This is a genomic window from Polaromonas aquatica (assembly GCF_050626995.1).
Lineage (GTDB): Bacteria > Pseudomonadota > Gammaproteobacteria > Burkholderiales > Burkholderiaceae_C > Polaromonas > Polaromonas aquatica_A.
The window spans coordinates 2,279,933-2,304,833 of record NZ_CP192467.1 but is presented as its reverse complement, the minus strand read 5'-3'; the positions used below and the strand labels follow the sequence as shown (position 1 = coordinate 2,304,833).

Below are 24,901 nucleotides of genomic sequence, written 5' to 3'. Positions count from 1 at the left end.
TCTTTCTAGTTCTTTTCATTGCCCAGCGTCGTGCTCGGGCGCAGGACAGGGGCAGGGCCCGCAGGCGGCGGCGCAACCGGCGCGGAGGCTGTCGCGCGGGGCGACAGCATGGCGCGAACCCGTCCCGTGGGGTTGCTGGCTGTGCGGTTTTGCTCGCCCCCATCCACGGTGAAAACGTCGGTGTTGTTGTCATAAACGATCAGGCTTCCGGTGGTTTCGTCCACCAGCGTGGCGCCGTTGTAGCGACGCACTACGGCGCGCTTGATGAATTTCACCAGATCGGCACGGCTGTCATATTCAATCCGTTCACCTTCCCCTTCGATGTATTCATCAACGCCATCACGTTTCTTCCGGTAAAAAGCCAGCTTCCCGGGTGCGGCAATGGACACTGCCTGCTGGTACCCCTCCGGATCCTGCATAACGTCGACCCGTTCACCACGCACAATGGTGGTGCCCTTGGTGATCACTACATTGCCGGTGAAAACACTGGTTTGCTTCAGGTCGTCATACCGCAGGGCATTGGCCTCGGCGTTCATGGGTTTGTCCCGATCGGCTTTTTCAGCCGAGGCCGGAAATGCCGCCCCCAGCGCCAGAACGGCTGGCAGGATGAAGAAAAAAAGGCGATGTTTCATAAGGCACGAATCTTGCTGCTTGGGGTTGGGTCATTGTAGCCATGCCGGCTACGGGAATGGCTGCTTCCCAAAAAGTAGGGGCATAAAAGTCATAAAAAAACCCGCCAGCAAGGGGCGGGTTTTGTGAGGCAGGCGAAGACTCAGCGCTATTTGACTTATTTGGCCTTGCGGGACTGCCCGATCAGGTAATCGGTAACCTGAAGTGCCTGTGCCATGGTCTGGGTCATGGAACCCGTGGTGTAGTAACGCCCGGCGATACCCAGTGCGGGAACGCCGTCAACCTTGTACATATCCTGTAGCTGCGTGGCCTTGCGAGCCTTGGTCGTGACCGAAAAGGAGTTGTACATCTCTGCAAATTTGGCTTTGTTAAGCCCCTGCTTTTCGGCCCAGGCAGCTACCGCATCGGCGGTATTGAGCGGCTGTTTTTCCACATGAATGGCGTTGAACACCTTTTTATGCAGTTCTTCGACCTTGCCCATGCCTTCGAGCACGTAGTAAAGGCGCTGCTGGGGTTCAAAGTCCGGGCGGAAAGACACGGGCACGCGCCTGACCGCCACATCTTTTGGCAACTGCTTGATCCAGGCTTCAAGTTGCGGCTCAAAAGCGTGGCAGTGCGGGCAGCTGTACCAGAAGAACTCCACGACTTCAATCCGGCCTGCGGGGGCTTCGGTCGGAGCGGGCTTGTCCAGCGTCAGGTAATCAACACCGTCCTTGAAGGCCTTGGCCTGGGCATTTGCCACGGTGGATAGCGTGGTACCTCCCAAAGTGGCGGCAGCTACGGAGGCGGCGAAAAGCGAAAACTCACGGCGTTGCATCAAATTTTTCTCCTGAATGACGGTAATACTCGTACAGGTTGGTACAGCGGCCGCTGAAAAAGTTCAGTTGGCCGTCAAATGTCAGCGCTGAACCCTGACCAGCGCGGTTTCTATTGAATTGTTGTCCAGGCGCTCCTTGGCCTTGTCAGCGTCTTCCTTTTTATCGAAAGGGCCAAGGCGCACGCGGTATACGGTGCGGCCAGCCTGCTCGCGCTCCGTCACTTTGGCCTGCATGCCCAGCAGCAACAGTTTGGCGCGTTGCTGCTCGGCATCTTCGGGTGTACGGAAGGCGCCGGCCTGAATGAAATAGCTGAAGGGGTCGGCCCCCGCACCGGGCGACAAGCCTTCGACTTTGGACTTCGCCAGATCGCCCAGTGGATCCGCAGGAGCCGGTTTGGCTGCCTTGGCCGGCGCCGAAGCGGGGATCTTGGGTGCAGCCCCGGCAGATGGGTCGGGCACCGCAGCGGCAGGCACTTCACCCGGAGGCGGTGGCTTGGGTTGGTTTTTACCCGCCAGCGGGGCGTTCGGATTCCAGTCCTTGTTCTTTTTGGCTTCCACGGCGTCGCTGTCGGGGCTGCGCGCCTGGCTCTTGTTCATGAAAGGTACGGGCACCTTGGTGATGTAGACCGCTACGGCCAGCGCGGCCGCCAGGCCAACCAACCCGCCAACAATCAAACCCAGCAGGAATCCGCCTCGTTGTGTTTTCATACCTTGCCCACGTTCATTGCCTTGTCCTGGAATTCGCATGCTTTCGCCATTGTTTACATCTTGCGCGGGGCGCTCACACCGAGCACCGCCAAGCCATTGTGCAACACCTGCGCAGTCGCAGCGACCAGCGCCAGGCGCGCCAGTTTGACGGCCTCGTCATCCACCAGGATGCGCTCGGCATCGTAATAGCTGTGGTAGCTTGCCGCCAGTTCCCGCAGGTAAAACGCCACGTCGTGTGGTGCAAAACCGTCAGCCGCATTGGTCAGCATGTCAGGGTACTTGGCCAGCAGCAGCATCAATGCCTGGGCCTGCGGACTGTCCAGCGCTGAAAGATCAACCGACTTGAGGCTGGCCTCATCACCGCCCTGGCCGGCCCAGGTGGTGAGAATGGAGCAGATGCGCGCGTGTGCGTACTGCACGTAGTACACCGGGTTTTCGTTGTTTTTGGCCAGCGCCAGGTCGATGTCGAAGACGTACTCGGTGTCAGGCTTGCGGCTGAGCAAGAAGAAGCGCACGGCGTCGGCGCTGGTCCACTCGATCAAATCGCGCAAAGTGACATAGCTGCCGGCGCGCTTGGAAATCTTCACCTCTTCGCCATTGCGCATCACACGCACCATGGTGTGCAGCACGTAATCGGGGTAGCCTTGGGGAATGCCTTCGCCAGCGGCCTGCAGCCCGGCGCGCACCCGGGCGATGGTGCCGTGGTGGTCCATGCCCTGGATGTTGATGGCCTTGCTGTAGCCCCGCTCCCATTTGGCCAGGTGGTAGGCCACGTCGGGCACAAAGTAGGTGTAGGTGCCGTCGCTCTTTCTCATCACGCGGTCTTTGTCGTCGCCGTAGTCGGTGGACTTCAGCCAGAGCGCGCCGTCCTGCTCGTAGGTCTTGCCTGCATCGATCAGCTTTTTGACGGTGTTGTCCACACGGCCGCTCGTGTAGAGGCTCGACTCAAGGAAGTAGTGGTCGAAGCGAACGGAAAATGCCTTCAAGTCCAGGTCCTGCTCGTGGCGCAGGTAGGCAACAGCGAACTGGCGGATGGAGTCCATGTCCTCGATATCGCCGGAAGCAGTGAACTCCCGGTCGTCTGCCTTGACGGTCTTTTTCGCAAGGAAATCGGCGGCGATGTCGGCAATGTATTCGCCGTTGTAAAAAGCCTTGCTGGCAGGGTTGTCCGGATCGGTCGGCCAGCACTCGTCGCCCGGTTTGAAGCCTTTGGCGCGCAGCTGTGTGCTGGTGGCCAGGGTCTGGATTTGCACCCCTGCATCGTTGTAATAAAACTCACGCTGTACCTGCGCGCCCTGCGTTTCATACAGGTTGCAGATCGCATCACCCAGCGCGGCCTGTCGGCCATGGCCCACATGCAGCGGGCCGGTCGGGTTGGCCGAGACGAATTCGACGATCATGCGGTTCTCGCTGAGCAGCTTGTTGGCGGCAAGCTCGGCAGTTTTCGTACCAAACAGCGGCCCTGCCGCTAGCACCTCGCGCACGGTTTCCTGCTTGGCAGCAGGCTTCAGGCGGATGTTGATGAAGCCAGGCCCGGCGATCTCGATGGCGTCGACCCACCGCTCGAACGCGGGCTGTTTAAGCAGGTTGGTGCGAAGATTTTCCGCCACCTGACGCGGGTTGAGCTTGAGCGGCTTGGCCAGCTGCATGGCGGCCGTGCAGGCGAAGTCGCCATGGGCCGCCACTTTGGGGGATTCAAACGCGGCCTTGTCGCCTGCGCCGGGGGAAAGTTCTTCCAGCCCCGTAGCCAGGGCTGCGAGCAGGTCTTTTTTAATCGAGAGCATGGGACCGATTTTACGGTTAAGCCATGCGCCGTCCGGGCCCCATGGATGTCCGGTCATCGAATTTGCCCGGCACGGCGTTATGTGTTGGAATTCCAGCCGGAACTCAATCCTGTTTCCCAACCCAATGGAGCTCTCATGAAAAAGCTGTTATCCCTGGTCGCCGCCGTTTTTGCCGTCTCGATGGCCTTGTCTCCGGCGGCCCATGCCGCGGACGCTCCAGCCAAAACCGCACAGCAAACCAAAATGGGCGCCTGCAACAAGGACGCTGAAGGCAAGAAGGGCGACGAGCGCAAGGCTTTCATGAAAGAGTGCTTGAGCGCAAAGGCTGAAGCGCCAACACAGCAAACCAAAATGAAAACCTGCAACGCCGACGCGAAGGGTAAAAAGGGCGATGAACGCAAAGCTTTCATGAAAGAGTGCCTGAGCAAATAAGCCAGCCTTTCCAGGCCAAATCAGCCCGCCACAGACGTGATGGCGGGCTTTTTTTTGCCCGCATTTTTACGACTGCTATTGATTTGATAGCTGCTTGCGCCCGTCAACAATCCGCCGACGGCACTTCATCCCTGAATTTGGACTACACCTGCAGCAGTTGCCCTTGCGCCGCCTGCTTGACTGCCTGTGTCAATCGCTGCGCCGCCGCAGGTTCACGAGCCCAGTGTTGCCAGTACAGCTGCACATCAACCGTGCAGCCCGGCAGCACCTCCTGCAGCGGCGGCTTGCCGGTGCGCGCAGCCAGCAATAGATCGGGCACCATGCCCCAGCCCATGCCGAGCTCGAGCGCCAGCTCGAACGCATCCACCGCCGGAACGAAATGGCGGGGGTAGAGCGCATCGCGCAGCTCGAAATGCTGTTCAAGAAACGCGTCCTGCAGCGCGTCCTTGCGGTTGAAAATGACGGCCGGGCTTGCCAGCAAGCGATGGGCCAAGCGCTGTGACCCAGCCTTGCCGCTTGCGGGTCCGCCCCACTGCGCCACCAGCGCCGGCGAGGCCATGCAGCGGTAACGCATCACACCCAGCGGCTCGGCCACGCAGCCGCGCATCGCCTGTGCCAATGTAGTGACGCAGCCCGTGACATCACCGCTTTTCAGGGCGTCGTGGGTGTAGTCCTGGTCATCCACAACCACATCCAGCAGCAGGTCGTGGCTTCTCAGGGCCGGCGCCACACCTGGCAAAAACCAGCTGCTCAGGGAGTCGGCGTTCACCGCCACGCTGAGGCTTTGAAGGCGTGCGGGCTTTCCTCCGCCCTGCAATGCCGCCAACAGGTCGCCTTCCATGAGACGGACTTGCCGGGCGTGCCCAAGCAAAGCCTGGCCGGCGGGCGTCGCGCGCACCTGCTTGCCGCGCACCAATAACCGCCGGCCCAGCGCGGCCTCCAGCGACTTGATGCGCAGGGACACAGCGGCCAGCGTGAGGCTCAAGGCCTTCGCGGCCTCCCCAAAACTGCCATGCTCGATCACGGCGGCCAGGGCTTCAAGTTGTCGGGCGTCCAGCATGCTGTGGGTTAACTTGATTAACTATTAATTGACTAAAGTTAATTTTAGTTAATTATGTTTAACCATTGTGAGCCTTGCCGCACACTCGCGCCATGAACCCGATCACCGCTCCCGCCTTCCTGACCGGCATGGTCCTCAGCCTCTCGCTCATCATGGCCATAGGCCCGCAAAACGCCCATGTGATCCGCATGGGCGTTTTGCGCCAGCACCTGTGGCTGACGGTGGCCGTCTGCGTGCTGACCGATGTAGTGCTCATCGGCCTGGGTGTGATGGGTCTGGCGCAACTGGGCGGCCTGTCAGACAGGCTGCTGGGCGCCATGACAGGCGCCGGCGCGCTGGTGCTGACGGTGTATGGCGCCCAGGCGATGCGGCGCTTTATGCAACCGGTGCCGCAAGCGGCCGACGGGCACCCCTTTGTCGCTGAGGCCATACCGCGCCGCAAGGCCATCGGGCTCGCGCTGGCGCTATCGTGGCTCAACCCGCATGCCTGGCTGGACACCGCCGTGGTGATCGGCACAGCGTCGCTTGCCTATGCGCAGCCCGACAACGCGGTGTTTGGCCTCGGCGCCATCACAGGCTCATTGTTATGGTTCACCGGCCTTGGCATGGCGCTGTGGTGTGTCGGTCGCAGGCTCAACACACCGGCCATATGGCGCGCAATGGACTTGCTGGTGGCGCTGATGATGTGGGGCACGGCCTTCTGGCTGGTGCTCGGCCTGTTTTCAGCCTGAGGCAGGCCGCCGTGTCGGCGCGTGCCTAACCGAAGCCGCGCGCCAGGAAGACGGCCGCCAGCGGGATAAACGGCAGGATGTGCGCCTGTACCATCACCAGCCGCCGCGCTTTTTTGACTTCCAGCGCATCGGGCAAGACGCCGCTGGCACGCAACTCGCGGCGCCAGCGCAAAAACATCAGGGTCGGCTTGATGGAAATCAGCCCTATCGCCAGGAACATGGCGAGCTTGACGTACAGCAAGGGGTTATGGCCATACCAGGCTGCACCCTTGCTGCCCAGAAAGACGCGTGCCAGGCCCGTCAGGAAAACAGCACCGGCCGAGATGCCGTAAACCATGTCGATCTTGCCTAGCCTTTCGATCACGGCGGCGTTCAGCCACTCCGTGCGGCACAGTGCCGCCTCGCTTGCCAGAAAAACCACCATGGTAAGAATCGCCAGCAGGTGGGCGTAGGCCAAAAGAGATTCGAGAACCATTGTCGGGATCCTTTCCGGTCAGGGGATTTCCGGTTTGGTGGCCGCTGGCGCCGTGGACCAGAACTCGGGCTGGCTGTAATGATGCTTCAAAAAGTCCAGCCACAGACGCACCCGCAGGGGTAAATGCTTGCGCTGGGGGAACACCGCATAAATGCCGTTGGGCGGCGCAGCGAAATCCTCCAGCACCGCGACCAGCTGGCCTGCCGCGATTTCCGCCTCGACTTCCCAGGTGCTGCGCCAGGCGATGCCGTAACCCGCCAGGCACCAGTCATGCAGGACCTGGCCATCCGAACAGTCGAGCGGCCCACCCGGCTTGAGATGGATCACCTCGTCCTGGACCCGAAACGCCCAGCCCCGCGTTTGCGAGGCATCGCTTGACAGCGTCAGGCAGTCAAACTTCGCCAGCTCGCCCGGATGCTGGGGCGTGCCGTGACGGGCCAGGTAGGCCGGCGTCGCCACGCACAGGCGGCGGTTATCGGCCATGCGCACGCTCACCAGCGAGGAGTCCGGCATGTCGCCGACCCGTACCGCGCAGTCAAAGCCTTCCCCTGCCAGGTCAACCACCCGGTCACTCAGGTTCAGAGAGATCGTGACATCCGCGTGCACTTCGCGAAAGCGCGTGACCAACGGCGCCACATGGCGGCGGCCAAAGCCGGCCGGTGCGGTGATGCGCAGGTGTCCGCTGGCCTTGACTCCGCCGGCTGACACGCTGGCCTCGGCATTGGCCACATCAATCAACAGGCGCTGGCAATCCTCAAGAAAGGCACTGCCTTCATGCGTCAGCGTGATGCGCCGGGTGGTGCGCACCAGCAGCTTGACACCCAGGCGGCTTTCCAGCGCATCAAGCCGGCGCCCCATGATGGCCGGCGCCACGCCTTCGGCATTCGCAGCAGCGGTCAGGCTGCCGCGCGTCGCGACTGACACGAAGGATTCAAGCTGCTTGAGTTTGTCCATGCCGGATTATGTCCATGAACGGCTGAAATCAGGCATCCATAGCCGGGATGCCAACACTCGCAGCTTCCGGACCGCGATGTACGGTCGCTTCGGCTCTTTACCTTTAATAACTCAGCTGCGCGACCGACCGCAATACGTCCGGCGTGGTGGTCGGCAGACCGAAGAACTCCAGGTAGGCCGGAATCTGTTCGAACAGCATGTCCGAGCCTATTTGCACCGTACAGCCGCGCGCCATGGCAGCCGCCAAAAACGCAGTCGTCTCCGACTTCATGACCACTTCGCCCACAAAACTGGAGGCGGCGATGCGCGAGACATCCATGGGCAGCGGATCGCCTTCATTCATGCCCATGGGTGTGGCGTTGACCACGAGGTCGTAACCCGCCGGGTCGTTCAGGCCCGTGAAGAGCTCCAGGGCCGCGTAGTGCTGATGCAGCCGCCCTGCCAGGGCCTGCGCTGAAGCCGCGTTGACGTCGCACAGTCCCAGTGTGCGCACGCCAGCTTTGGCCAACGAAGCGGCAATGGCCGAGCCTACCCCTCCGCTGCCGATGACAAGCGCACGTTTGCCGCGCGGGTCAAAGCCCTTGCGCTGCACGCCGCGCACAAAACCTTCCCCGTCGAACATGTCACCCACGAGCTTGCCATTCGCGTCACGTTTGACCGCATTGCAGGCGCCAGCGATCCTCACCGTGGGCGTGGCCTCGTCCAGCAGATCGACAGTCGTGACCTTGTGCGGCATGGTGATCAACGCGCCGCGGAAATTTTCCAGGCGAGTTACCGACCGCAGAAAGACCGGGTAGTCTTCTGCCTTGCACCCCATAGGTACGACCACCGCGTTCACTGCCGCCTGTTCAAAGTAGGGGTTGTAGATCATCGGCGCCTTGAACGAATGCGTCGGGTAGCCGATGTGGGCGATGAGTCCGGTATGGCCGTTGATCATGGAGATCCCAGAAGTTGGTGGTTAAAAATAGCCTGGGCAATCCGTGTCGGCGGCAGCCCGTTCAATAACAAAGCAAGGACAAAGGACAAAAAAGGCGCCTTGACGTCAATACAAGCCAGGGGTTCCACCGCCGTCCACGGCAATTGCTGTACCTTGAATGTGGCGGGCACTCTCGGAGCAAAGGAATATTGCAAGCGCGGCCACATCCTCCGGCCTACCCAGGCGGGTAAGGCCTTCACGCTCGATCTGTGCCTGACGCTCTGCTTCGATTGACTTGCCACTTGCGGCCGCACGCTGCTGAAAAAGTTGCGCGACGCGGCCCGTTTCAGTCAGCCCCGGAAGAATGGCGTTGACGTTGACGCCATCCTGCTTTCCAAGACCGGACAGGCCCTTTGTGAAGTTGTGCATCGCAGCGTTGACCGACCCACCGATCAGGAAGCCCGGGTCGGGCGTGCGGGCAGCGCCACCGATGATGTTGATAACATGCCCGCCTGAGGCTTTCAGCATCGGCCAGAACAGGCGACACAGGTTCACGCTGCCGAAGAACTTCAATGCAAAGCCGTCATGCCACGCTTCTTCTGGAAGGTTCAGAAATGCACCGGCACGCGTTGCACCGGCTGAGTTAACCAGGACGTCGCAGCGCCCAAATTTTTCAGATACCAGGGCAAACACGGTTTTGCAGCCTTCTTCGGTTCTCAAATCCGCGGCGCATATCTCAGGACGGAGTGCTCCAGTTCCGGCAATTGCATGTGCGGCAGTTTCCAGGTTCTCAATGGATGAGGCGGCCAGAACGGTTTGCGCGCCGCGCGCCGCAAATGCTGCGGCGATGCCATGGCCAATGCCCCGGCTGGCACCGCTTACCGCGATGATTTTTCCAGTGAACTCCTGCGACATGGCCGCTCTCTTTCTGATGATTTACGAAACCCTTGCAGCGTTGATGGCCGAAACAGCCGCACGCAATGCCAGCAGGTAGCTGTCCGCGCCAAAGCCGCAGATCTGCCCCTTGACGATTTCGGCGAACACCGACACGTGGCGAAAAGGTTCGCGGGCGTGGATGTTCGACATGTGGAGCTCTACCACCGGCACGGTGAGGATGGCCAGGGCATCACGGATGCCGTAGCTGTAATGGGTCCAGGCACCGGCGTTGATCAGCACGGCATCGACCTTGTCGGTAAATGCCCGGTGAATCCGCTCGCACATGTCGGATTCGCTGTTGGTCTGGAAATGTTCCACTTCGGCGCCGAGCTCACGGCCCAGAGCCTGCAGGCTGGTGTTGATTTCGTCCAGCGTGATGGTTCCATACTGCGCCGGGTCGCGCTTGCCGAACATGTTGTGGTTGATGCCGTGAAGCATGAGCACTCTCATGGGATTTCTTTCTGGTATTGAATTGACGTTATTTCGGAGGGAAGCCACAGTGATCTGGATGTTCAGGCAACGGGTACCTGGATCACCTGGCCGGTTTGGGCAGCCTGGACGATGGCTTCTGTGATGCGCAGGTTAAGCAAGCCGTCGCGGGCACTCACCAGCGGCAGTACTTCACCCCGGATGACGGCCCCGAAATGCTCCAGCTGGTGTTTGAGCGGATCGTCGCGCACCATGGCCGCTACGCTCTCGTCAAATGGCTTCCACCAGGAACGGTCTTCCGGCTTGGGGTAGGTCTTCAGTCGCATGGTGGGGACCGACAGGCTGCCATTGGTGCCCGAAATCACGTAGCAGTCTTCGTCACCGTAACTTGGATAGGCCTTGTTTTCCTGGGAGGTTTGCTCCCAGCTACGCGCGCAGGCGGCGGTATCCGACAGCATGAAGCTGCCCAGTGCGCCACTGGCAAAACGCAGGTTGATGGCCACGGTGTCCTCCACCGGAAAGCCGCGCGTGGCATTGGAAGCAAAGGCCTGTACCGCCACGATGTCGCCGCACAGCATGCGCAGGTTATGCACCTCATGGATCATGTTCAGCAAGATGGGCCCGCCACCGCTCTCGCGGCGCCAGGGTGCGTCGTTGTAATAGCTGTCGGGTTTGAAAAAGGTGGCGCTGCCCATCACCGCAACCAGTTGGCCGAGTTTTCCCGAATCCACGACTTCCTTCGCCTTGGCCATGATGGGGCTGTGCGCGCGATGGTGACCGATCAGTACCTTGGCGCCGGTTTCAGCAACCGCCCTGACCAGCTGCTCACCCTCGGCCAGCGTGGTCGCAATGGGCTTTTCCAGCAGGATAGGCACACCGGCCTTGATGCACTGCAGGGCTTGCGGCACGTGGAGCTGGTTCGGCGTTGCAAGGATCACACCGTCGGGGTGGTCCCTGGCGAACAACTCCTCCAGCGATTGATACAGCGGGACGCCCGCCTTGGCGGCGATGGCCTTTGCTGCCGGCGCGGGATCGACAATGGCCGAAAGGACGCAGCTTGGACTCTCTTGAGCCACAGCCATGTGGGCCAGACCGATATAGCCGGCCCCTGCGACAGCGATGCGAATTTTGCTCATGAAGGAAGATGTCTGGATCCGGAATGAAAGGTCAGGTGGGCCGGCGCTCCGGCGCTCCGGTGCTCCGGGTCCCACCATGGAAACATAAACCCTATTTGCGAAGTTTCGCAAGCTCTGCCTGAAGCGCGCCAACCACATCGGCACCCACAATGGCGGAGTGCTTCTCGATCACGGGCTTCATCTTCTCGCGGAATTTGGCCATCTCGGCGGGACTGAATTCGCTGACCTGCATGCCATTTTTCTTCAGGCTATCAAGCGCGGCGCCGGCCTGTTCACGTGAGGCCTTGCGCTGGTAGGCGGAGGCCTCGATGGCCGCATCCGAGAAGATTTTTTTCTCATCGTTGCTCAGGCTGTCCCACAGCTTTTTGCTGACGATCACGGCTTGCGGGTTGTACTGGTGATTGGTCACTGCCAGGTACTTCTGCACTTCGTAAAACTTGTTTGCGCTGATGACGGTGAACGGATTTTCATGACCGTCAATGGCCTTTTGCTCCATCGCGGCGTAGACCTCGGGGAATGCCATGGGGGTGGGGTTGGCGCCCAGTGCGGTCACCCAGTCGACGTTAATGGCGTTGGGAATCACGCGCAGCTTCAAACCAGCAATGTCATCCACCTTGGTGATGGGGCGCCTGCTGTTGGTGATGTTGCGAAAACCAAGTTCCCAGTAGGCCAACCCGTGGATGTTCTTGGCGTCAAGCCTGGAAAGCATCATTTTCCCGAAAGGCCCGTCCACCACGGCATCGGCTTCCTGCGCGCTTGCAAACATGAACGGAAAGTCGAATACGGCAAACTCCTTGGCCTGGCTGGCCAGTATGCCGGCATTCATCACTACCATCTCCAGCGTCCCGCCCTGCAACGCAGAGATATTCGGGGCATCACCACCCAGCACGCCGCCAGGGAACAGGTTGACCTTGATTTTTCCGCCCGATTTCGCCGTCACGGTTTCGGCAAATTTTTTCATGCCCACGACGATCGGATGGCCATCAGGGTTTTGCGTGGCGAATTTGACGGTGCGTTCCTTGATGTCCTGGGCCGAGGCCATGCCAAAGGTGGCGACCGCCATTGCGGCAACAAGGGTTTTGAGCATCAGACGTTTCATGGTTTTGTCTCCTGAAGATAAGAATGGGGAAAGAAAATTGGCTGTACGCTGTTTCCCGTGCTGCCGGCCGCGGCGTACCCAGCACGCCCGGCAGCGGGTTGAAAACTAGCTGTAGAACCAGCGCAAAGGTGCCATCACGGTTTGCGGAAAGACCACCATGATGCCCAGCACGACAAACTCCGCCGCCATAAAAGGCAACACGCCTTTGGTGACTTCGTCCATCTTCATGCGGCCCACCCCGGCCACCACATTAAGGACGGTGCCCACCGGCGGAGTGATGAGGCCGATCGAGTTGTTGACAATGAACAGCACGCCGAAGTACACCGGGTCTATGCCGGCCGCCCTGACCAGCGGCATCAGCACCGGCGTCAGGATCAGGATGGTGGGCGTCATGTCCATGGCGGTCCCTACGATCATCACAAGGACCATCATGGCCATCATCAGCAGCATGGGACGGTCCAGAAGTGGCTGCAGCAGGCTCACCAATTGGGCCGGCAGCTGCGCCACGGTGATAAGCCAGGCCGAAACCATGGCGGCAGCCACCAGGAACATGACCACGGCGGTGGTTTTTGCCGCGGTCGTGAAGATGGGCGCCAGCGCCCGCAGCGGCAGCTCGCGATAGATGACCGTCGCCACGAAAAGCGCGTACACCGCGGCCACCACAGCGGCTTCGGTGGGGGTGAAGACACCCATGCGCAGCCCGACGAGGATGATGACCGGCAGCAGCAGCGCCCAGAAAGATTCGCGCGCCGCACGCAGGACCTCGCCTCGCGACCTGCGCACAGGCAGTTCGATTTTCTCCTTGCGCCCCACCCACCACCAGGCGACCGCAAGGCCGATGCCAATCATGATGCCCGGGAAGATGCCTGCGATGAACAGCTTGGTGATCGATACATTGGCCGCAACGCCGAAGATCACGAAACCAATGCTGGGTGGAATGATGGGGCCGATGACACCGGAAGCAGCAATCAGGCCGCCGGCAGTGCTCTTGTTGTGGCCGGCCTTCACCATCATGGGCAAAAGGAGGGCCGTCAGTGCCGCGGCATCGGCGACGGCGGAGCCCGACAAGGCAGACAGCAGGCAAGCTGCCAGGATGGCCACATAGCCGAGGCCGCCCTTCACATGGCCCACCAGCGCCAGCGCGAAATTCACGATGCGCTGGGACAGGCCTCCCACATTCATGATCTCCCCCGCAAGCATGAAAAAAGGCACGGCCAGCAAGGGGAAACTGTCGGCGCCGGTGATCACGTTTTGCGCCAGGATCTGGGCATCCAGCATGTCGAGGTGCCACATGAGCGCTACGCCGCTGGCAAGCAGCGCGTAGGCAATGGGAATACCCAGCATCATGGCGCCGATGAGACTGCCGATAAAAATGGCAATGGTCATTTCAGGCTCCCTGCTTCTTGTTGGCCAGCAACGCATCTTCACGTGCCAGCCGGGCCTTCAGGGCGTCAAGCTCAGCCTGTTCTTCGGACTCCCGGACCATGACAAGTTCGTCATCGGCCATCTTGCCGCGCACGAGGCGCACCAGTTCAAGCAGCAGGAAGAACGCGGCAAGAACCGAGAACACCACACCGGCGCCATAGAAGATGGCGACCGAGGCGCCGGTCACGGGTGCCTGAACGTCCCAGTTGATCCTGGCCTGCTGCAGGCTGCCTGAAAAGAACAGCCAGGTGATGTACAGCATGAGCAGGTGGCCCGCCACGAGGCAGGCCTTCTTGCCCGCCACCGGCAGGCGGGAGACCAGCATGTCGCTGCCCAGGTGGGCGCGCTCCCGGATGGCCACGACGGCGCCTAGAAAGGTCACCCAGACGAACAACCAGCGTGAAACCTCTTCACTGACAGTGATGCCCGAGTTGAATCCGTAGCGCAACACCACGTTCCCGAACACCAGCACAACCATCACCGCAAGCAGCAGCGCGATCAGGCCGTCCAGCACCTTGCAAAACCGGTCAATCCACCTGTCCATGCGTGTCTCCTTTTTATGCGTGGCTCGGCGGGCATGCAGCCGGCCGCCCGCCTGACGATTTGCATCAAACCATAATGTACGAACTGGTTAGTTTTAAATATATCGGTAGAAACCCGACCTGCTAAAGGCAGGGTTCGCAGCGAAACAGGGATCGGGCTGCTTATTTGCGCACGAAGCGCACGATCATTTCGATGATGCTGTCGCGCCGCGCAGTGATGGCGCGCGCTGACTGCGTGTCGCTCTTGAAGATCAGCCCAAAGGTGTGCTGGTTGGACACGTTGAAGAAGGTCAGCGCGGAAATCGACGCATGGATGTCGATTGGATCCAGGCCCGTGCGGAATATGCCTGCTGCCACGCCGCGCTCGTAAAGTTTTCGAATGGCGTCGATGGCCGGCACATTGAGCTGCTGGATGATCTTGCTTTGCGCCAGGTAGGTGCCGCGTTCCATGTTCTCGGACATCACCAGCCGGATATAGCCCGGGTTGCTGTGGTGATGGTCGAAGGTAAAGCCCACCAGGCGGCGCAGGGCGTCTTCGGGCAGCAGGTCTTCCAGGTGCAGTTCCGCCTCGATGCTGCGCATGCGCCGGTACGACTCTTCCAGCACGGCGAGGTACAGCCCCTCCTTGCTGCCGAAGTAGTAATAGATCATGCGCTTGCTGGTCCGGGTGGCTGCCGCTATCTCGTCGATGCGCGCGCCGCTCAGTCCCTTCTCGGCAAATTCGGCTGTAGCCACCTCGAGGATGCCGGCCATCGTGCGGGCCGGATCGTTGGTGCGCGTGGCCGTTTGCACAGCCGGGGCCTTGCTTTTGCGCGCACGCACCCTGGCCGAAGCTGCCTGCGAATGTACTGTTTCGTCCATTCGCGCAGTATAGGGGGCAGGCTGAGGTCATGTCATACCAGCGCAATGGTGATGCGCTCAATTGCAGCGCGTGTATCAGGCCGCACGCCGCGCCACCATGCAAAGGCTTCAGCCGCCTGCTCCACCAGCATGCCCACGCCATCGGCCAGCCGCCGGGTTCCCGCGTTTTGCGCCAGGCGCAAAAATGGTGTGAGCCCTTTGCCGTATGCCAGCTCGTAGGCCAGGCAACCGGGGGCGAACACGCTTGCCGGCACCGGCGGCAGTTCGGCGCGCAGGCTTGCCGAGGTGGCATTGAACACCACGTCAAAGGTCTGCCCTGCCAGATCCGAATAACCGCAGCCGCGTACGTTTGCCTGGGCCGCGCCCATGGCCTGGAGTTCAAGTGCCCTGGCGACCGTGCGGTTGGCAATCACCAGCTCGGCCGGGGCCTGCGCCAGAAACGGCAGCAATGCGCCCCGGGCCGCTCCGCCGGCGCCCAGCAGCAGCACACGTTTGCCTTGCAGCTGGCAGCCCAGGTTGTGCGTGACGTCGCGCACCAGGCCAACGCCGTCGAAGTTTTCGGCAACCACCCGTTCGCCGTCAAACTTCATGGCATTGGCCGCCCCGGCAAGCTGTGCCCGCTCCGAGCGTTCGGTGGCGTAGGCAAAGGCGTCGAGCTTGAATGGCGCGGTAATGTTCAGGCCTTTGCCGCCCAGGGCGCGGAAAGCATCAACAGCGCCGGCGAACCCGCCTGGCGGCCCTTCGATGGCCGTGTATTCCATGTCCTGCCCGCAAGCCTGCGCGAACATGCCGTGGATCAGCGGCGATTTGCTGAACCCTATCGGGTTGCCGATGACGGCATAGCGGTCGGTCATGGCTGCACCTCGGCATACAGCACGCCATCGCGTTCCATCGCCTCGATGTCGGCAGCGCTGTAACCAACACTCGCGGCGATCTCGCGGTTATGTTGGCCCATGCCGGGCGCAACGCAGACGGGCGAGGTGTCGCACTCCGAAAACCTGAAAGGCAGGTTGGGCAGGCGGATCTTGCCCAGCACGGGGTGTTCCTGCTCAATCACCATGTTGCGCGCCTGAATTTGCGGGTCGTTCAACACTTCCTCGATGTTCTGCACCTTGGCGCTGGGTACATCAATCGCATCCAGCGCAGCCAGGCACTCGGCCACAGTACGGCCCGCTACCCAGGCTTTCGCCAGGGCGAGTATTTCGGTGCGGTTTTCGTTGCGTCCTGCGGCGCTGTGAAAGCGCGTATCAAGCGCCAGCGTATCGCCGCCTATCAGCTGGGCAAAACGCTTCCAGGCGTCGTCGACCTGCGCGGCAATCACGAGGTAACCGTCGCTGGCGGCAAACACGCCGTACAGCGTGCTTTGGGGCATGTCGTGCCCGGTTTGCTGCGGAATTTCCTTGCCGCCCGAGAGGGTGTAGCACTGCACCGCATAGTCGTGCATGGACACCAGGCAGTCGTACAGGGACAAGTCAATATGTTGGCCCCTGCCCGACTTGATGCGGCCCAGCAGCGCGGCACATACCGCCGCCACGCCGTGGATGCCGGTGTACATGTCGCCCAGCGAAACGCGCAGCAGCGGCGGCGCGCTGCCGGGCTCGCCGACCATGGCCATGATGCCGCTCTTGGCCTCCGCAATCAGGCCAAAGCCTGCACGGTGCGCGTCCGGGCCGGTATGGCCATAGGCGGAAATCGAGCAGTACACCAGTCCAGGGTTGCGCCGGGACAGTTCCTCGTAGCCCAGGCCGAGTTTCTTCAACGCACCGGGGCGGTAGTTCTCGACGAACACATCAGCCGCGTCGGTGAGCTTGTGCATCATTTCCAGGCCGCGCGGGTCCTTGAGGTTGATGCACAAGCCCTTCTTGCCCATGTTCTGCTGCAAAAAGTAGCCGCTCTGTCCCTTGATGAAGTAAGCGTGGGCGCGTCCCGCATCCCCGTCCCTGGGCCGCTCGACCTTGATGACGTCTGCGCCCATGGCCGCAAGGCAGCGCGACAAATAGGGCCCGGCCAGGAAATGGCTGTAATCCACGACACGGATGCCCGCCAGCGGCAGCGCCTGGGTAGTTTTATTCATAAAAACCTGAGTTTGTCCTTGTATATCGGGCGCCATCAGCTACGCTTTTGATAGCAGATCATTTTTCAGAGGATGGCCGGCGCGGCACCATCAGGCGGTGCTCGCCCTTTTGCACCACCTGCCCGGCCTGGTTGATCAGCTCGGCGGGCAGCACCACGATGCCCCAGCCCGGCTTGCTTTTGGAGGGCCGCATGCTGGCCACACGAAACTTCACATGCAGCGTGTCATTGATCTTGATGGGCAGCAGGAAGTCCCAGGTCCAGCCCAGCGACATGCCGGGCAGGAAACGGTATTCGCACTGTGTTTTCAGGCCGTCGGCCACCGACAGCCCCATCAGGCCGTGCGCAACACGGCAGCCAAAGTGCGAGGCATTGGCGTAGGCCTCATCCACATGCACCGGCGTGAAGTCGCCTGTGAGTTCGGCGTAGGCATCAATGCGCGCGGCGGTAAAGGTATAGGACGGGCTGGTGCACTCGTCGCCGACCTGGGCGTCGTCCCAGTATTTTTCCGGCGTGGCGAACTGGATGTGGGGGGTGGGCATGAGGTGCCTTTCAGGCCGTGGCGGCTCGGGGATTGACTGCCAATACAGCAGACACGCTGCCGGCACTGGCCTGGATCAGCTCGACGGCCAGGCCATCGGGCAGCTGCAGCCAGTTGCGGCCCTGGGGCAGTTGCCTCACACCCCATGTCTGCGCCCCGGTCAGTGCGGCCTCCAGGTCTTCCACCATGACGCCCAGATGCGCCAGCCAGCCAGCGTCGTTGGACGGCGGCGCCGCAAAGCCGGGCGTGCTCATGAGCTGCAGGCCACCAATCGTCCAATACTGGTGCGGTGCATCGGCGGGGCCATCGATCTCACGCACATCCATGCCCAGCACGTCCAGGAAGAAGTTGATATGCCACTGGATGTCTTTGACGCGAACCGCAACGTGTTCTACATAGGATTTTTGTTTGTGAGGGGCCATGGTGTGCTCTTTTGAATCGCGTTGACGAGGCTGTGCGCGCTCAATACCCTTGATGCATGCCACCAGGGCCTGGTTGACGGGCGTAGGTACGCCGCATTTCGCGCCGTGGCGCACCACCGCGCCGTTCACAAAGTCGATCTCGGTGATGGAACCCTTCTCCAGGCTTTGCAGCATCGAGGTCTTGAAGGCGTAGGGCAGGCCTTCACCCGCCTTGACCCACGGCTGGCGTGGGTCGGTGGTGGCCAGCGTGATGCCGCTGGCTTTTGCCACCGCCATCGCTTCAGCCACGGCCGCAATGCCGCAGGCCTCGAGCTCAGGCACCTGGTACATCTCGCCGTAGGGCAGGCGCGTGACAGCGCTGGCGGCGCCGGTGGCCACATTGACCAGCAGCTTGTCCCAGATGGTGCCAATGATGTTGCGGCTGACGATGGTGTCGAGTCCGGCAGCGTTGAAGGCGGAGGCTATGCGCTGCACGCGCTCCGTGATGCGGCCATCCAGTTCGCCCAGGTGGGTGTCCTTGCCGCGCGTTCCAATCAGCACATGTCCGGCGCCAAGCTGCGTGCCGCCCGCGTAGGTTTTGCCGGCCAGCACACGCTCGGAGCCCACGATGCTGCCCAGGATGTCTTCGTGCCCCAGCCCGTTTTGCAATGACAGCACGACCGTGTCCGGCCCCAGCAGCGACAGGGCTGCCTCCATGGCCGCGCGGGTATCGAAGGACTTGACCAACACGATCACCAGGTCCACCGCACCGGTGTCCATGGTCACGCCTGCGGCGGAGGTCGCGGCATGCACCGGCACGCAACGGTCTACGTCGGCGTCGCGCAGGATCAGACCGCGGCTGTTCATGGCCTCAACCTGGGCAGCATTGCGATTGATCAGCCAGACCTCATGGCCAGCCTCCGTCAGCACACCGCCTAGGGCACAGCCCAGCGCGCCGGCACCCAGAACACAAATCTTCACTGCACAACTCCTTCGTGATTCAGGAGCGGATTCTGGGCAGACCCAATCATGTCGTCTATGCAATGAAGGCAATATCAATCATTGCGTATCACAATAGAAGTATGGAAAAAGACCTTGACCTGCTGGACATCAAGCTGTTGCGTCTGCTGGACCAGCTCTACACCACCCGCAGCGTCACGCGGTCGGCCGAGGCCCTGGGGCAAAGCCAGCCCACGGTCAGCATCTGGCTGGCGCGCTTGCGCAAGCAGCTTGGCGACCCGCTGTTTGTGCGCACGGCAGGCGGCATGCTGCCCACGCCGCGCACCGATACGCTGATTGCCACCGTGCGCGAGGTGCTGGGTGGTCTGCAGAGACTGGCGCAACCGGAGGCAAGCTTTGACCCGCCCACAGCGGAACGGCGCTTTCGCATCTGCATGACCGACGCCAGCCACATCACGCTGCTGCCGCGGCTGCTGTCCCATGTACGGGCTGTGGCGCCGGGCGTGGCGCTGGAAGCCGCGCGTATCGATGCCGGCCTGGCGCATGCCCTGCAAACAGGCGAGGCCGATCTTGCTGTCGGCTTTCTGCCCTGGCTTGACGCGGGTTTTTACCAGCAGACGCTGTACGGCCAGGACTGGATTTGCCTGGCCAATGCCCGGCATCCGCGGGTGGGCAGTGAATGGGGCGCTGACTGGGACCTGGCGGCCTACCAGGCCGAGGCGCATATCGGCATCAGCTCCGGCACCGGCTACCAGCTGCTGGACAGCGCCCTGGCGTCACAAAACATCTCGCGCCGGGTACTGCTGGAGCTACCGGGTTTTCTGGGCCTCTCGGCCATTTTGTCCACCACCGACCTGATCGCCACGCTGCCGCGCCACATCGGTGAAACCCTGGCCCGCGCCGCTGGATTGCAAGTGCTGCCCTGCCCGATGGCGATTCCCGGATTTACCGTGAAGCAGCACTGGCATGCCCGTTACCACCATGACCCGGCCTCCCGCTGGCTGCGCGGCGTGTGTGCCGAGTTGTTTATGAAAAGTGCCTCCAGCCCTTGATAGTTGGGCGCAAGAAGCTATATTTTTTATAGCAACAAGCTCAGCGTGCCACCCGGCTGGCCTGGAGAGCCTGGATGGCGTCCTCTTCATAACCGAGCTCCCGCAGCAGTTCGCGGGTGTGCTCGCCCAGCCTGGGCGGGTTCAGGCGCACGCCCGGACGTTCACCGTCCAGCGTGAGCGGCAGTAGCACGGTAGGGCTTGTCTGTCCCGCGCGGGCGCCGTCGGTCAGGGTGATGGGCGCCAGCCCACCGGTCGCTTTCAGGTGCGGGTCGTCAAATAAATCTTGCGGCCGCGTGATGGGTGCAAAGGGCAGCCCGTGGTTTTCAAACACACCGCCCAGTTCGGCGGCGCTGTACGCCGCCAGGCGGGAGCGCAGCAGGGGCATCAGCCATTCGCGCGCGAGCACGCGGTCGTTGTTGGTCAGCAGTCTGGGGTCGGCCCGCAGGTCTTGCAGGCTGAAGGCCTCGCAGAAAATGGCCCACTGCGTGTCGCTGACCACCGCCAGGAAAATCTGCTCTCCATCCCTGACCGTGAACACGTCGTAAATCGCCCAGGCTGAAATGCGGCTGGGCATGGGCGCGGCGGGCTGGCCGGTTACGGCGAACTGCATCATGTGCTGGGCCACCAGGAAGACATTGTTTTCAAACAGCGCGGCCTGTACTTCCTGGCCCTTGCCGGTTTTTTCCCGCGCGGCCAGCGCGGCCATGGCGCCGATAGCCCCGAACATGCCGCCCATGATGTCGTTGACACTGCTGCCGGCGCGCAGCGGGTCGCCTGCGCGGCCCGTCATGTAAGCCAGGCCGCCCATCATCTGCACCACTTCATCGAGTGCGGTGCGATGGTCATAGGGACCCGGCAGAAAACCTTTGTGGCTCACATAGATCAGCCGTTCGTTGAGCTGCGAAAGGCTGGCGTAATCCAGGCCAAGCTTCTTCATGGTGCCGGGCTTGAAGTTCTCGCTGACGATGTCGGCGGTGGCGATCAGCTTGAGCACCAGCTCGCGGCCCTGGGGTGTCTGCAGGTCTACCGCGATGCTTTTTTTGTTGCGGTTGAACATGGGGAAAAATCCCGCACCGGAGCCGAGCAGCTTGCGGGTGTTGTCCCCTGCAATTGGTTCGACCTTGATGACTTCTGCGCCCAGGTCGGCCAGCACCATGCCGCAGGTCGGGCCCATGACCATGTGGGTGAACTCCACCACACGCAGACCGGCGTAGGGCAGGCTTTGTTCGCCGGATATGCGGGCTTCAGGCATGCAAACTTCCTTGTACAAAATCTTTGGGGAGGCCCGCTTCGGGCGTCATGCCATATACCGGTTCGCCTGGCAGTCCGGCCTTGAGTGGCTCGCGTGCTGCCATCAGCTTCTTCAGATCCACCCCGGTGAAGACGCCCATAGCCTCGAACATGAAGACCAGGTCTTCAGTAACCACATTGCCCGACGCGCCTGGTGCATAAGGGCAGCCGCCCAGACCGCCCATCGAAGCGTCGAAGGTGCGCACGCCTTCTTCATACGCGGCCAGACAGTTAGCCAGGCCCAGGCCGCGCGTGTTGTGCATGTGCGCGGCGCCGGCCTTCTCGCCAATTTCGGCATGCAAGCGCCGAAAGAGGCGACGCACTTGCGCGGGATTGGCATAACCGACGGTGTCGGACAAGCCCGACTCATCAGCGCCCGCCGCGATGCATTGCGCGGCCAGCCACACCACATCGTCCTCAGGCACCTCACCCTGCAGCGTGCAGCCGAACGCCGTTGAAATGGCGGCTTCCAGCCTGACCTGCGGTGCCAGTTCGCATCGCAGGCTGGCAATGGCCTTCACTTCTTCGACCATCTCTTCGCGCGTCTTGCGCACATTGGCCAGCGAATGCGCTGCGCTGGCCGACACCGGCATGGTCAGCTTGTGCACCCCCGCTTGCAGCGCTGCCTCAGCGCCGCGGCGGTTGGGTACCAGTGCCATGACCGTGAGCCCGGGCAAAGTGAGCGCATGCCGCACCACCTCCGCCACATCGGCCATCTGCGGCAGCAGCCTGGCGGGCACAAACGAGCCCACCTCGATTTCGCGCAGGCCGGCCGCGTGCAGCGCCGTGATCCAGTGCAATTTATCGGCGGTCGCCATGGTGCGCGCAACACTTTGAAGCCCATCGCGCGGGCCGACTTCGCTGATCAGGACCTGGGGAGCCCGGGTGGTTTGCATCGATTTTTGATATTCTGTAAGATAGAACGATATTCTTTCACGTGAAATCATGAAGCGGGTTGCCGGCGCTGTCAAGCGGCAACCGGCACGAAGGCCCCAGGAGATCGAGCGATGCCGCGCAAAGCCCAGACCGAATCCGTCGCAGACGCCCATGCCGCCCCCGGCGGCGCTGCATCAGTGGACCGTGCCCTGTCGCTGCTGTCGGCCTTCAGGGCGGGCGATATCTCGCTGGGCCTGGCTGAACTGGCGGAGCGCACGCAGCTTTATAAAAGTACGGTGCTGCGGTTGCTGGCTTCGCTGGAGCATGCGCGGCTGGTCCAGCAACTCGGCGACGGCCGCTACGCACTGGGTGCCGAAGTCGCGCGCCTGCATGGGGTTTACGCGGCCTCGTTTTCGCTGGACCGTGTGGTGCTGCCGGTGCTGCGTGAGCTGACGGCCGCCACAGGCGAAAGCGCGGCCTACCATGTGCGCCAGGGCGAAGCGCGTTTATGCCTTTACCGGGTGGATTCGCCGCACCCTGTCCGCGACCACATCAAAGCCGGTGATGTGTTGCCCGCTGACCGCGGAACAGGCGGCCGTATCCTGATGGCGTTCGGCAGAGCCCAGACGCAGAACCGCAGGCGCAAAGAACACCAGCTGTATGCCCGAATCCGGGAACAGGGCTACTACGCGGCCGTGGGCGACCGGCTGGCCGAGGTAGCCGGCATTTCAGCGCCGGTGTTCGGAGCAGATGGTGCGTTGGCAGGCGCTCTAACCTTGACCATGCCCAGCAACCGTTACAGCGAACGCCACGTGAGGCCGGTACTTCAGGCAGCCCGTCGCCTGACAGGGCAGGTTTAGAAGCTTGCTCCCGTTTCAGCCTTGCACTGCGGCGGGCTCGATGCGCCACCGGATGTTGAGCGAAAACTGCTCCCCAAGCTCCAGCACACGCAGGCCAGGCTGTCCCGGCAAGTGGAAGGCATCGATAGGCTGCGTGATGGGCTCGAAACAAAACGCAGAACCTTGCGGCGGCCGGTAGACCAGGCAGAAGTGCTCTGCAGCACCGCCGTCGCGCTCAAAGTCCGGCATGCTGGCCGTGACCTGCAGGCCCAGCTCGGGCCAGGCGATGCTGGCCTTGCCGCCCCAGCCCGTATAGCCGTTGTCGATAAGCGGGCCGTTGGCAGGCGCGCCTTTGTTCAGGTCCCAGTCAGCTGGGAAGTCGGTCGTGTGCGCAACCGGCAGTGGATCGTCCCCGCAGAGCCAAAGGCCTTCCACTTGCGCGGTAATCCGCGTTTGCGCTGTTCGGGGAAACCACGGATGCACGCCCAGTCCATAGGGCAGCGGGGTGACGCCCAGGTGGCGCACCTGGAGCTTCTGGTCGAGCCCGCCATCCACCAACCGGAAGGTTTGCACGGCTTCATAGTCATAAGGATTGCCGTCGAAGCCGTGGGATACCAGTGTCATGACCAGCGTGTCGGCAGCCGGCTGCGAAACCTGCCAGGGCTGCAGCCAGCCGTCGCCGTGGATGGGATAAGGCTCCCCCTTGCGATTAGGCCGGACTGCGTGAAACCGCCCCGCATGTTGAAAGCCGCCACGGCTGATGCGGTTGGACCACGGCACCATGGCAAACGAAGCGGTCTGGTAGAGATCTTCCGTCTTGCCATCCCAAGGCCGCCAGAGATCCAGTGGCCCCTGCGGACGGTCAAGTTGCCAGGCGGCCACGCTGCCGCCTAACGAAGGAACCAGTCCCAGGCGTTGGCCGGCGTGGCTCAGCCAGACAACAGGGTGTGCGGAATCGGTCATGGGAGAACTTTCATGGCAGGGTGATGAAGGAAAGCCGCGCGCGGGAATCAGCCGCCAAACAAACCGGCAGGCACACCGGGGCTGTCAATCGCCGCGGCGAACAGCCCCCCGGCCAGCGGCTCGGCGACAAGCTGGTCGGACGTGAGCCCGATGCGGGCAGTGGTGATAAAAAGTGTGCGCATGTCCGGGCCGCCAAAAGCGCAATTGGTCACCTGGCTTGCCGGCAGGGGCAGGCGGCACAGCTCCTGTGCGGTGACCGGGTCATGGCAGCTGACGCAGGCGCCGCCCCAGTGCGCAATCCAGAGGCGGCCGGCGGCGTCTGTGGTCATGCCATCGGGTACGCCGTCGCCGGCAGCAAAGGCAAGCCAAAGCCGCTTGTTGGACAAAGTCCCCGCCGCGGCGTCAAAGTCGTAGGCATAAATGCGGCCATTGATCGTGTCATTGAAATACAGGGTGCGGCCGTCGGCCGACCAGGTGGGCCCGTTGGTCACCGCAAAACCTTCGTCATGACGCGTGCAGCTGCCATCGGGGTCAAAGCGATACAGCGCGCCTGTGGGGGCCACACAGTCAAAGTCCATGGTCCCTGCCCAGAAACGGCCACGCGCATCACACTTGCCATCGTTGAAACGATTGCCCGGCAATGCAGCCTCGGGTTGGTGCAGGTAACGAGGCGCGGCACGCGAGGCCGGATCAAACAGCGCAAAGCCACGCCGCAGGGTCACGATCAGGCCGGGTGCATTGGCCCTTTCGGCCAGCGCTGAAATTTCTTCGTCAAAGGACCAGGTGTCGCGCGCGCCAGTGGCAGGGCGAAAACGGTGCAGGTAGCGCCCGAGGATATCTACCCAGTAAAGGCACTGCTCAGTCGGCGACCATAAGGTACCCTCACCCAGCAAAGCGCCAGCCGGATGGACGCACTGCACCATGCCGGGCATGGGTGTGGCCGGTCGCTGGCGATGCGTGCCCGCAGGCGT

At 62.0% G+C, this 24,901-nt stretch carries 27 protein-coding genes and 1 pseudogene; 4 read left to right on the top strand and 24 right to left on the bottom strand.

The window, feature by feature from the left end; translation table 11 throughout:
- Nucleotides 1–5: 5 nt before the first annotated feature.
- The 4 genes from lptA to argS all read right to left on the bottom strand — a co-directional run bounded on the left by lptA (nucleotide 6) and on the right by argS (nucleotide 3,939).
- Entirely contained in the window at nucleotides 6–632 is a 627-nt protein-coding gene (lptA, locus tag ACQ4MS_RS10960; RefSeq protein WP_431094410.1) for a lipopolysaccharide transport periplasmic protein LptA, read from the bottom strand.
- 155 nt (nucleotides 633–787) lie between these two features.
- A complete protein-coding gene (locus ACQ4MS_RS10955; protein WP_431094408.1) occupies nucleotides 788–1,447 on the bottom strand; it encodes a thiol:disulfide interchange protein DsbA/DsbL in 660 nt (219 codons plus the stop codon).
- Nucleotides 1,448–1,528: 81 nt separating this feature from the next.
- Nucleotides 1,529–2,155, bottom strand: a complete 627-nt coding sequence (locus ACQ4MS_RS10950) for an SPOR domain-containing protein (RefSeq protein ID WP_431094406.1) — start codon at nucleotides 2,153–2,155, stop codon at nucleotides 1,529–1,531.
- Nucleotides 2,156–2,208: 53 nt separating this feature from the next.
- Nucleotides 2,209–3,939, bottom strand: coding sequence for an arginine--tRNA ligase (argS, locus tag ACQ4MS_RS10945; protein WP_431094404.1), 1,731 nt, complete (start codon nucleotides 3,937–3,939; stop codon nucleotides 2,209–2,211).
- 135 nt (nucleotides 3,940–4,074) lie between these two features.
- Here argS and ACQ4MS_RS10940 point away from each other — a divergent pair, with 135 nt between their 5' ends.
- Nucleotides 4,075–4,371, top strand: a complete 297-nt coding sequence (locus tag ACQ4MS_RS10940; RefSeq protein ID WP_431094402.1) for a PsiF family protein — start codon at nucleotides 4,075–4,077, stop codon at nucleotides 4,369–4,371.
- A 142-nt stretch (nucleotides 4,372–4,513) separates the two neighbouring features.
- Here ACQ4MS_RS10940 and argP read toward each other — a convergent pair whose 3' ends face one another.
- The gene (gene argP, locus ACQ4MS_RS10935) at nucleotides 4,514–5,431 is read right to left on the bottom strand and encodes an HTH-type transcriptional regulator ArgP (protein ID WP_431094400.1); all 918 of its coding nucleotides are present in this window, start codon (nucleotides 5,429–5,431) and stop codon (nucleotides 4,514–4,516) included.
- A 92-nt stretch (nucleotides 5,432–5,523) separates the two neighbouring features.
- Between argP and ACQ4MS_RS10930 the strand changes: the two genes are divergently transcribed.
- On the top strand, nucleotides 5,524–6,162 hold the full coding sequence (locus tag ACQ4MS_RS10930) for a LysE/ArgO family amino acid transporter (RefSeq protein ID WP_431094398.1): 639 nt from the start codon (nucleotides 5,524–5,526) through the stop codon (nucleotides 6,160–6,162).
- A gap of 25 nt (nucleotides 6,163–6,187) precedes the next feature.
- Here the strand turns inward: ACQ4MS_RS10930 and ACQ4MS_RS10925 are convergent, their stop codons facing one another.
- The 15 genes and pseudogenes from ACQ4MS_RS10925 to ACQ4MS_RS10855 all read right to left on the bottom strand — a co-directional run.
- A complete protein-coding gene (locus tag ACQ4MS_RS10925; protein ID WP_431094396.1) occupies nucleotides 6,188–6,637 on the bottom strand; it encodes a DUF2214 family protein in 450 nt (149 codons plus the stop codon).
- 18 nt (nucleotides 6,638–6,655) lie between these two features.
- Nucleotides 6,656–7,591 carry a LysR family transcriptional regulator gene (locus ACQ4MS_RS10920; protein ID WP_431094395.1) on the bottom strand — a complete coding sequence of 312 codons (936 nt, stop codon included), beginning with the start codon at nucleotides 7,589–7,591 and terminating at the stop codon, nucleotides 6,656–6,658.
- 103 nt (nucleotides 7,592–7,694) lie between these two features.
- Nucleotides 7,695–8,528 carry a shikimate dehydrogenase family protein gene (locus ACQ4MS_RS10915; RefSeq protein WP_431094393.1) on the bottom strand — a complete coding sequence of 278 codons (834 nt, stop codon included), beginning with the start codon at nucleotides 8,526–8,528 and terminating at the stop codon, nucleotides 7,695–7,697.
- Nucleotides 8,529–8,633: 105 nt separating this feature from the next.
- Complete coding sequence (locus ACQ4MS_RS10910) at nucleotides 8,634–9,422, bottom strand: SDR family oxidoreductase (protein WP_431094391.1); 789 nt, start codon at nucleotides 9,420–9,422, stop codon at nucleotides 8,634–8,636.
- A gap of 21 nt (nucleotides 9,423–9,443) precedes the next feature.
- On the bottom strand, nucleotides 9,444–9,893 hold the full coding sequence (gene aroQ, locus ACQ4MS_RS10905; RefSeq protein WP_431094389.1) for a type II 3-dehydroquinate dehydratase: 450 nt from the start codon (nucleotides 9,891–9,893) through the stop codon (nucleotides 9,444–9,446).
- A gap of 62 nt (nucleotides 9,894–9,955) precedes the next feature.
- Entirely contained in the window at nucleotides 9,956–11,008 is a 1,053-nt protein-coding gene (locus tag ACQ4MS_RS10900) for a Gfo/Idh/MocA family protein (RefSeq protein ID WP_431094387.1), read from the bottom strand.
- 91 nt (nucleotides 11,009–11,099) lie between these two features.
- Nucleotides 11,100–12,107 carry a TRAP transporter substrate-binding protein gene (locus ACQ4MS_RS10895; protein WP_431094385.1) on the bottom strand — a complete coding sequence of 336 codons (1,008 nt, stop codon included), beginning with the start codon at nucleotides 12,105–12,107 and terminating at the stop codon, nucleotides 11,100–11,102.
- 105 nt (nucleotides 12,108–12,212) lie between these two features.
- Nucleotides 12,213–13,493 (bottom strand): TRAP transporter large permease, encoded by a 1,281-nt coding sequence (locus ACQ4MS_RS10890; protein WP_431094384.1) that lies wholly within the window; start codon nucleotides 13,491–13,493, stop codon nucleotides 12,213–12,215.
- A 1-nt stretch (nucleotide 13,494) separates the two neighbouring features.
- Nucleotides 13,495–14,076 carry a TRAP transporter small permease gene (locus tag ACQ4MS_RS10885; RefSeq protein WP_431094382.1) on the bottom strand — a complete coding sequence of 194 codons (582 nt, stop codon included), beginning with the start codon at nucleotides 14,074–14,076 and terminating at the stop codon, nucleotides 13,495–13,497.
- A 160-nt stretch (nucleotides 14,077–14,236) separates the two neighbouring features.
- A complete protein-coding gene (locus ACQ4MS_RS10880; RefSeq protein ID WP_431094380.1) occupies nucleotides 14,237–14,935 on the bottom strand; it encodes a TetR family transcriptional regulator in 699 nt (232 codons plus the stop codon).
- A gap of 32 nt (nucleotides 14,936–14,967) precedes the next feature.
- Nucleotides 14,968–15,789 (bottom strand): shikimate dehydrogenase, encoded by an 822-nt coding sequence (gene aroE, locus ACQ4MS_RS10875; protein ID WP_431094378.1) that lies wholly within the window; start codon nucleotides 15,787–15,789, stop codon nucleotides 14,968–14,970.
- Complete coding sequence (locus ACQ4MS_RS10870) at nucleotides 15,786–17,009, bottom strand: CaiB/BaiF CoA transferase family protein (RefSeq protein WP_431094376.1); 1,224 nt, start codon at nucleotides 17,007–17,009, stop codon at nucleotides 15,786–15,788. The genes aroE and ACQ4MS_RS10870 overlap by 4 nt, the downstream gene beginning before the upstream one ends.
- 58 nt (nucleotides 17,010–17,067) lie before the next feature.
- Nucleotides 17,068–17,550, bottom strand: coding sequence for a MaoC family dehydratase (locus ACQ4MS_RS10865; RefSeq protein ID WP_431094375.1), 483 nt, complete (start codon nucleotides 17,548–17,550; stop codon nucleotides 17,068–17,070).
- Between the two features lie 10 nt (nucleotides 17,551–17,560).
- Nucleotides 17,561–17,971, bottom strand: coding sequence for a VOC family protein (locus tag ACQ4MS_RS10860; protein ID WP_431099578.1), 411 nt, complete (start codon nucleotides 17,969–17,971; stop codon nucleotides 17,561–17,563).
- Nucleotides 17,972–17,989: 18 nt separating this feature from the next.
- Nucleotides 17,990–18,931 (bottom strand): annotated as a pseudogene (locus ACQ4MS_RS10855) (ketopantoate reductase family protein); the annotation flags it as partial.
- Nucleotides 18,932–19,032: 101 nt separating this feature from the next.
- Between ACQ4MS_RS10855 and ACQ4MS_RS10850 the strand changes: the two are divergent.
- Nucleotides 19,033–19,962, top strand: coding sequence for a LysR family transcriptional regulator (locus ACQ4MS_RS10850; RefSeq protein ID WP_431094373.1), 930 nt, complete (start codon nucleotides 19,033–19,035; stop codon nucleotides 19,960–19,962).
- Between the two features lie 40 nt (nucleotides 19,963–20,002).
- Here the strand turns inward: ACQ4MS_RS10850 and ACQ4MS_RS10845 are convergent, their stop codons facing one another.
- Both ACQ4MS_RS10845 and ACQ4MS_RS10840 read right to left on the bottom strand, forming a co-directional pair.
- Nucleotides 20,003–21,214: a CaiB/BaiF CoA transferase family protein gene (locus ACQ4MS_RS10845; RefSeq protein WP_431094371.1), complete on the bottom strand. Its 1,212-nt coding sequence runs from the start codon at nucleotides 21,212–21,214 to the stop codon at nucleotides 20,003–20,005.
- Complete coding sequence (locus ACQ4MS_RS10840) at nucleotides 21,207–22,148, bottom strand: hydroxymethylglutaryl-CoA lyase (RefSeq protein ID WP_431094369.1); 942 nt, start codon at nucleotides 22,146–22,148, stop codon at nucleotides 21,207–21,209. The genes ACQ4MS_RS10845 and ACQ4MS_RS10840 overlap by 8 nt, the downstream gene beginning before the upstream one ends.
- 111 nt (nucleotides 22,149–22,259) lie before the next feature.
- On the opposite strand from ACQ4MS_RS10840, the gene ACQ4MS_RS10835 reads away from it, so the two are divergent.
- Nucleotides 22,260–22,988, top strand: a complete 729-nt coding sequence (locus tag ACQ4MS_RS10835; RefSeq protein WP_431094368.1) for an IclR family transcriptional regulator — start codon at nucleotides 22,260–22,262, stop codon at nucleotides 22,986–22,988.
- Between the two features lie 15 nt (nucleotides 22,989–23,003).
- Here ACQ4MS_RS10835 and ACQ4MS_RS10830 read toward each other — a convergent pair whose 3' ends face one another.
- Both ACQ4MS_RS10830 and ACQ4MS_RS10825 read right to left on the bottom strand, forming a co-directional pair.
- Nucleotides 23,004–23,930 (bottom strand): aldose 1-epimerase, encoded by a 927-nt coding sequence (locus ACQ4MS_RS10830; RefSeq protein ID WP_431094367.1) that lies wholly within the window; start codon nucleotides 23,928–23,930, stop codon nucleotides 23,004–23,006.
- A gap of 47 nt (nucleotides 23,931–23,977) precedes the next feature.
- Nucleotides 23,978–24,862, bottom strand: coding sequence for an SMP-30/gluconolactonase/LRE family protein (locus ACQ4MS_RS10825; RefSeq protein ID WP_431099577.1), 885 nt, complete (start codon nucleotides 24,860–24,862; stop codon nucleotides 23,978–23,980).
- Between the last annotated feature and the right edge of the window lie 39 nt (nucleotides 24,863–24,901).

Excerpts from the sequence above, each read along its gene's own strand:
- lptA (WP_431094410.1), bottom strand. The coding sequence starts at position 632 with ATGAAACATCGCCTTTTTTTCTTCATCCTGCCAGCCGTTCTGGCGCTG.
- ACQ4MS_RS10955 (WP_431094408.1), bottom strand. The coding sequence starts at position 1,447 with ATGCAACGCCGTGAGTTTTCGCTTTTCGCCGCCTCCGTAGCTGCCGCC.
- ACQ4MS_RS10950 (WP_431094406.1), bottom strand. The coding sequence starts at position 2,155 with ATGAAAACACAACGAGGCGGATTCCTGCTGGGTTTGATTGTTGGCGGG.
- argS (WP_431094404.1), bottom strand. The coding sequence starts at position 3,939 with ATGCTCTCGATTAAAAAAGACCTGCTCGCAGCCCTGGCTACGGGGCTG.
- ACQ4MS_RS10940 (WP_431094402.1), top strand. The coding sequence starts at position 4,075 with ATGAAAAAGCTGTTATCCCTGGTCGCCGCCGTTTTTGCCGTCTCGATG.
- argP (WP_431094400.1), bottom strand. The coding sequence starts at position 5,431 with ATGCTGGACGCCCGACAACTTGAAGCCCTGGCCGCCGTGATCGAGCAT.
- ACQ4MS_RS10930 (WP_431094398.1), top strand. The coding sequence starts at position 5,524 with ATGAACCCGATCACCGCTCCCGCCTTCCTGACCGGCATGGTCCTCAGC.
- ACQ4MS_RS10925 (WP_431094396.1), bottom strand. The coding sequence starts at position 6,637 with ATGGTTCTCGAATCTCTTTTGGCCTACGCCCACCTGCTGGCGATTCTT.
- ACQ4MS_RS10920 (WP_431094395.1), bottom strand. The coding sequence starts at position 7,591 with ATGGACAAACTCAAGCAGCTTGAATCCTTCGTGTCAGTCGCGACGCGC.
- ACQ4MS_RS10915 (WP_431094393.1), bottom strand. The coding sequence starts at position 8,528 with ATGATCAACGGCCATACCGGACTCATCGCCCACATCGGCTACCCGACG.
- ACQ4MS_RS10910 (WP_431094391.1), bottom strand. The coding sequence starts at position 9,422 with ATGTCGCAGGAGTTCACTGGAAAAATCATCGCGGTAAGCGGTGCCAGC.
- aroQ (WP_431094389.1), bottom strand. The coding sequence starts at position 9,893 with ATGAGAGTGCTCATGCTTCACGGCATCAACCACAACATGTTCGGCAAG.
- ACQ4MS_RS10900 (WP_431094387.1), bottom strand. The coding sequence starts at position 11,008 with ATGAGCAAAATTCGCATCGCTGTCGCAGGGGCCGGCTATATCGGTCTG.
- ACQ4MS_RS10895 (WP_431094385.1), bottom strand. The coding sequence starts at position 12,107 with ATGAAACGTCTGATGCTCAAAACCCTTGTTGCCGCAATGGCGGTCGCC.
- ACQ4MS_RS10890 (WP_431094384.1), bottom strand. The coding sequence starts at position 13,493 with ATGACCATTGCCATTTTTATCGGCAGTCTCATCGGCGCCATGATGCTG.
- ACQ4MS_RS10885 (WP_431094382.1), bottom strand. The coding sequence starts at position 14,076 with ATGGACAGGTGGATTGACCGGTTTTGCAAGGTGCTGGACGGCCTGATC.
- ACQ4MS_RS10880 (WP_431094380.1), bottom strand. The coding sequence starts at position 14,935 with ATGGACGAAACAGTACATTCGCAGGCAGCTTCGGCCAGGGTGCGTGCG.
- aroE (WP_431094378.1), bottom strand. The coding sequence starts at position 15,789 with ATGACCGACCGCTATGCCGTCATCGGCAACCCGATAGGGTTCAGCAAA.
- ACQ4MS_RS10870 (WP_431094376.1), bottom strand. The coding sequence starts at position 17,009 with ATGAATAAAACTACCCAGGCGCTGCCGCTGGCGGGCATCCGTGTCGTG.
- ACQ4MS_RS10865 (WP_431094375.1), bottom strand. The coding sequence starts at position 17,550 with ATGCCCACCCCCCACATCCAGTTCGCCACGCCGGAAAAATACTGGGAC.
- ACQ4MS_RS10860 (WP_431099578.1), bottom strand. The coding sequence starts at position 17,971 with ATGGCCCCTCACAAACAAAAATCCTATGTAGAACACGTTGCGGTTCGC.
- ACQ4MS_RS10850 (WP_431094373.1), top strand. The coding sequence starts at position 19,033 with ATGGAAAAAGACCTTGACCTGCTGGACATCAAGCTGTTGCGTCTGCTG.
- ACQ4MS_RS10845 (WP_431094371.1), bottom strand. The coding sequence starts at position 21,214 with ATGCCTGAAGCCCGCATATCCGGCGAACAAAGCCTGCCCTACGCCGGT.
- ACQ4MS_RS10840 (WP_431094369.1), bottom strand. The coding sequence starts at position 22,148 with ATGCAAACCACCCGGGCTCCCCAGGTCCTGATCAGCGAAGTCGGCCCG.
- ACQ4MS_RS10835 (WP_431094368.1), top strand. The coding sequence starts at position 22,260 with ATGCCGCGCAAAGCCCAGACCGAATCCGTCGCAGACGCCCATGCCGCC.
- ACQ4MS_RS10830 (WP_431094367.1), bottom strand. The coding sequence starts at position 23,930 with ATGACCGATTCCGCACACCCTGTTGTCTGGCTGAGCCACGCCGGCCAA.
- ACQ4MS_RS10825 (WP_431099577.1), bottom strand. The coding sequence starts at position 24,862 with ATGCCCGGCATGGTGCAGTGCGTCCATCCGGCTGGCGCTTTGCTGGGT.